The organism is Bacillus sp. C30 (assembly GCF_040838255.1).
GTDB lineage: Bacteria > Bacillota > Bacilli > Bacillales > Bacillaceae_G > Bacillus_A > Bacillus_A mycoides.
The window spans coordinates 1-5,365 of record NZ_JBFPJH010000230.1; the positions used below are offsets into that span (position 1 = coordinate 1).

Sequence of the window (5,365 nt, forward strand, 5' to 3'; positions counted from 1 at the left end):
ATTATCGTTGTCTTTTTATATTTTCGTTTATTTTTCTTTTCTCTTGAAGGAGAGGTATTCTCCGTATAGTTCCCTCCGTTTTCTATTCATCTAATATGTTTTTCAATTTTTCATAATTAGTGCTATCCTTTTGAAATACATTCTCTTTCAATCCTTTTATTTGTATCCATTCCGTCGTAATCGAATATTGAATCATACCTTCATGGAAACTAAGGAACTTCAACATAATCCCCGTATTTTTCTCTACAACCATTTCAAATTTCCCACTCAAATCTTCAGATGTACTTACAGGCATTTCTATGTTTATTACCCCTTCTATTTTGTAGCAATCGAGTCCAAGATACTTCGTTTCTTTATAACTCCAATCTTTATATCGAATTAATAGATCAGCAAATTCTGATTGAATACTGTACTTAGCGAATCCCACATATTCGTCATCATACCGTTTCTTCTCACCTGATTTTCTCAACAACCTTTCCGTAGGGCTTAATTTTAATAGTTCATTATTTCTTTCTTTTGGGCTCCATCTCGTCTCTTTATACGTATTATTCTTATCATTAAACTCTTTTTTTCCGTCCTCGTTATAAATAATCGTGCTTTTTTTCGATAGTTTGTCTTCTTTAGATGAAATACCACTTTGTTTCTCCGTATCAATCGCATATTTATATGTTGTAGCAATTTTTGTAGAGCTAGAATATTCTTCGAATTGCCCTGAAACATTTTGGAAATGATCAATTGAATCAAGCATCTTTTGATAAATCTTTTCCTTATCTGGATAATTGACGTTCAACTTTATTTCTTCTTCATTCTCATAATCAGAAAACGCATTCTTCTTTACGTAATTAAACATCCCTCCATTTTGTGCAAAGCTCTGTATTGAAAACTCAGACATAGATACAATTGACAGCGTTAGAACAGCGGCACTAATAAACATCATATGTACTCTATAACTCTTTCTTTTTACAGGAAGATTATGAAGTGTATCATTAATTTTTTCGTTTAGTGCCTGTGGTAATACGGTATTATCCTTTTCTATTCTCTTTTTTAATTTTTCATCAAATGATTTTTCTTTATCCATTTTAACCACCTCCTACTCCATCTTTAATCGTGCTTCTAATTGTTCCCTTGCACGTGACAATCTTGATTTAACCGTGCCTTTTGGAATTTCTAAAAGCGTTGCAATACTTTCTTGATTCATATCTTCATAATAATAAAGTACGGTTACAGCTCTTAGTTCTTCCGTTAAAGACTGAATAGCATTACAAAGATCAATATCTTCATATCGATCGAACGCCACCATATTACTATCATGATCCTCAATTACAATTACTTTTTTATAAGAGCGAATTATATTGTTACACTCATTTATTAAAATTCTAATTAGCCACGTTTGAAAAAACTCTTCCTTTTTCAGTTTTTTTATATTTTCATAAGCTTTTAAAATTGTTGCCTGCATTGCATCCTCTATATTCGTCTCATCACGTAACATCGCCTTCGCAATGCGATACATCTTTACTTTTTCTGTATGTATAAGTGTCATAAAAGCCTCATGATTACCCTTTTTTGCTAAAGAAACATCCGTTTCTTCTTTTACAATCATCTTATATAAAGGAATTACTTTCACAATTGGTCCTCCTGTTTCAGCCTCTCTATTAATTAAACTTTACACATATTAGACGGAGTATCCTAGAAAAAGGTTCAATTCTTTTGAATATTTCTACAAGAAAAAATGTAAACATTCCATTTTGACTATCTACTTAAATGTTGCTCTAAAAGATATCCCTTCGAATTTACAAACAAAAAAAGCCCACTTTCTCAGTGGACTTTCTAATTTACAACGGTAAATCCCTCTTCCTAAACACTACAATTGCTACTATGAAGATACAAAGCACTCCAGCAGTTAAGCCTATACTTACTGGCCATATATTATATGTTCCTTCAGCAATTTCTTTCGGACGAAACAATGTAAATAAAGATATATTTCTCATCCACTCTAACTTATCACTTAATTTCCCTACCATATCTAATACGAAAAATAAGATTGTTAAGCTGGCTGAGTAGCTAAGTGCCTTTCTTTCATCATTACATATACAAGAAAAGAAAAATGAATAGGCACTAACTACTAAAAATATAAGCCCTCCGACTATGTTTATTTTCAAAAATAATTCTCGATTTAAGTTATTATCTTTTAAAAACCATTCTGCACCTAATATACCAGCTACATAAGTAACAATTACAATTATTAGTAGCCCCAATATGAGAACAGCAGCTTGTGTAATTGCAATTTGCACCCTTGATACAGGTGTTGCTAATAAATATGCCATCGCCCCTTTATCTACATGACGAGCAATTAAATGCGTTGCAACCGTGACACAAAAAATTGTTAAAATGATAATAAACAATAGACTATAATATTCACCAGCTAAAAAATCCATTACATTTTGAATCGGACTTTCCATTCCAACAATTTTTTTCACACTATCAGGCATGGCACTTATTAATTCATTTAAACCTTTGGCTGAAACCATCGATGGGAATATCCAAATTAATAACCATAAATAAAGAGCTGCACCAGTAGCATAGCTCAATATACTTTTTTTCGTTTCTTTCAAACTAGCTAAAAATAGTTGTTTATTCATGCTTTACCCCTTCTTTCTTCTCGTAATAATGCATAAATAAATGTTCTAAATCCGTCGCTCTCGTTTGAAGTGCAGTTACATTATAGTTTGAAAGTATTTGTAAAACAGTTTGATAGTTTCCTTGCACAATAATTGACGCCTCTCTACCTTTCACTCCTTCAAATTGCAAATCACATTGTTTAAGAGACTCGATTTCTTCTTGAGATGATACTGTTACATCTATCACCTGTCTTCTCATGCCTTGTAAATCATGAATGTTTTCAACGGTTACAAGACAACCATCTTTAATAATAGCTACTCTGTCACAAGTTCTCTCAATTTCAGTGAAAATATGTGATGACATAAGGATTGTTTTTCCTCTTTGCTTTTCCTCTAATATTAAATCTATAAATACTTGTTGCATAAGTGGATCGAGTCCTGATGTCGGTTCATCTAAAATTAACACCTCTGGATCATGCATAAATGCCGCAACTATACCTACTTTTTGTTTCATTCCTTTAGACATTTTTCGAATTGGTGTTTTCACATCGAACTGCAAACGTTCTATCAATTCATCTCGTCTTTTTATATTTTTTAACCCACGCATTCCTTGCATCAAATTTAAAAACTCTAATCCATTCATTCCTTCAATAAAAGAAATCTCTCCTGGCAAATAGCCAACTCCTCTTTGAATTTTCGCAGCATCTTCCCAACAATCTAATCCGAAAATTGTCGCTTTACCAGCCGTCGGTTTTATAAATCCCATTAAATTACGAATCGTTGTTGATTTCCCAGCACCATTTGGTCCTAAGTAGCCAAAAACTTCCCCTTCTTTCACTTCAAATGTAATATCAAACAAGCCTTTTCCATTTGAAAACTGTTTTGTAACATTTTGAACTGAAATCATAAATCCACCTCATTTTTTGAAATATTTAACATATGATATTTCAAAATTATTGTACTCCTCATCTTTCATATCCGCAACAACTTTTTGAAATATTTATATGTCCATATTTCAAAAATATTGTTTTCAATTATTTTTTCTTGTATATTTTAAATGAGGTGATTGTATTGAACGGCTTTGAAAAAGTGAAAGAAAAGAAAAAACGTGCCATTAAAGATGCGGCCTTTACATTATTTTCAGAACGTGGATTTAATGAAGTGAAAATAGAACATATTGCAAAAAAAGCAAACGTTTCTCAAGTGACAATTTATAATCATTTCGGAAGTAAAGATGCGTTATTTAGGGAGCTTATACAAGAATTTATAATATCTGAATTTCAATATTATAAAAGACTTGCAGAAGAAAAATTACCTTTTCATGAGATGATGCAAAAGATGATCATTAGAAAAATGAATACTGGCGGGTTATTCCAACCTGATATGTTGCTACAAATGATGCAAAGAGATGAAGAGCTCCGAGAGTTTATTTATAGTTATCAAAACGAAAAAATCCTGCCTTGGTATTTAGAAATACTAGAACAAGCACAGCAAAAAAATGAAATTAACCCTCACCTTACTAAAGAAATGATGTTGCTATACATTCAAATGTTCACTAAATTAGGTGATGATTTCGGGGCACAGCTTCTTGAAGGAGATCGCGAAAAACATATACAAGATATCGTTACGATGTTCTTTTATGGACTGTCCGTCCCAGAAAAATAATTTTTTTCTAAAGAACAAATAAAATCACCAAAAGGCCCTTTGGATATTTAGATCTCAAGGGCTTTTTGGTGTTAAAAAAATTATTAATACTAACTTTATCTTAACGAAGTTAAATGCTGCTTTATAGATAATACCTTATTATAAATTAACTCTTTTAGCATAACAGGCTGAATTGAGATAATCGTTCCACCGAAATTCAGAAAATAACTTGAAATAAAATCAAATTCTTTCTTGTTAAAATAGCCTGTTATACTATAATTTTCATTTTCTTTTTGTATCCTCATGGAAGGATAATTCTCTTTATCGAAAATGTCTTTTCCTTTTTGATTAACAATGACACGAAAATCAATTGCATCCGGCTTTCTGTGAAAAGTAGTAAGATAACTTAATAATTCTTCAAGCTTTTTTGGATTAGTATTGCTTGTTTCCACAATAGAAAGAATTTTATCACATCTAATTATTTGAACATGATTTGTCTCAAAATTAAAGATTTTAGCATACCACTGGCCAAATTTAGATTCTATTCGAATAAATTGGGCGACCAATACTTTTTCCTCATCTTTTTTTAAATATGTTAAATGATAAACTCGCTCAGCAAAAATCCCCTGTAAAATTTCTTTTAAGAATGGACTAAAATTACTATGATTTGTTACTTCAAAAGAAAGCGTTCGTTCCATGATTGAAATATTTTTACTCACATTATCAGGTAATACATGTTTAAACTTATTTTCAAGCGCAATACTTTCTACATTAAATGGTTTTGTCTTGTATCCATTTAATGTAAGAATCGAAAAGTATAACGCATACATTTCATCCACACTAAAATAAATTGGCGATAACACACTATTTTCTATAATTTTATAACTTCCATTTCTACCCAGTTCAGAATATATTGGTACACCTATTTCTTCCAATGATTGAATATCTCGTAGAGCGGTACTTTTAGAAATATCATATCTAGCCATTAAATCTTTTAAATTAAAATATCTTTTATTATTTAAGAAAATAAGCATATCATTTATTCGTTCCGTTTTTTTCATATTTCCCTCCAAAAAAGGTGTCATGTATTGAAACCTTTTTAG

General features: G+C 31.1%; 6 protein-coding genes. 1 reads left to right on the forward strand and 5 read right to left on the reverse strand.

Going from position 1 to position 5,365, the window contains the following annotated elements:
• Nucleotides 1-82: 82 nt before the first annotated feature.
• The 4 genes from AB3X49_RS17085 to AB3X49_RS17100 form a co-directional block, all read right to left on the reverse strand.
• Nucleotides 83-1,078: an anti-sigma factor gene (locus tag AB3X49_RS17085; protein WP_367963569.1), complete on the reverse strand. Its 996-nt coding sequence runs from the start codon at nt 1,076-1,078 to the stop codon at nt 83-85.
• 12 nt (nt 1,079-1,090) lie between these two features.
• Nucleotides 1,091-1,624 (reverse strand): sigma-70 family RNA polymerase sigma factor, encoded by a 534-nt coding sequence (locus AB3X49_RS17090; protein WP_367963571.1) that lies wholly within the window; start codon nt 1,622-1,624, stop codon nt 1,091-1,093.
• A 208-nt stretch (nt 1,625-1,832) separates the two neighbouring features.
• On the reverse strand, nt 1,833-2,639 hold the full coding sequence (locus AB3X49_RS17095; protein WP_367963573.1) for an ABC transporter permease subunit: 807 nt from the start codon (nt 2,637-2,639) through the stop codon (nt 1,833-1,835).
• On the reverse strand, nt 2,632-3,525 hold the full coding sequence (locus tag AB3X49_RS17100) for an ABC transporter ATP-binding protein (RefSeq protein ID WP_367963576.1): 894 nt from the start codon (nt 3,523-3,525) through the stop codon (nt 2,632-2,634). Before AB3X49_RS17100 ends, AB3X49_RS17095 begins: the two co-directional genes overlap by 8 nt.
• Nucleotides 3,526-3,680: 155 nt before the next feature.
• Between AB3X49_RS17100 and AB3X49_RS17105 the strand changes: the two genes are divergently transcribed.
• A complete protein-coding gene (locus AB3X49_RS17105; protein ID WP_367963579.1) occupies nt 3,681-4,283 on the forward strand; it encodes a TetR/AcrR family transcriptional regulator in 603 nt (200 codons plus the stop codon).
• A 95-nt stretch (nt 4,284-4,378) separates the two neighbouring features.
• Here AB3X49_RS17105 and AB3X49_RS17110 read toward each other — a convergent pair whose 3' ends face one another.
• Complete coding sequence (locus AB3X49_RS17110) at nt 4,379-5,347, reverse strand: helix-turn-helix transcriptional regulator (RefSeq protein ID WP_367963582.1); 969 nt, start codon at nt 5,345-5,347, stop codon at nt 4,379-4,381.
• Between the last annotated feature and the right edge of the window lie 18 nt (nt 5,348-5,365).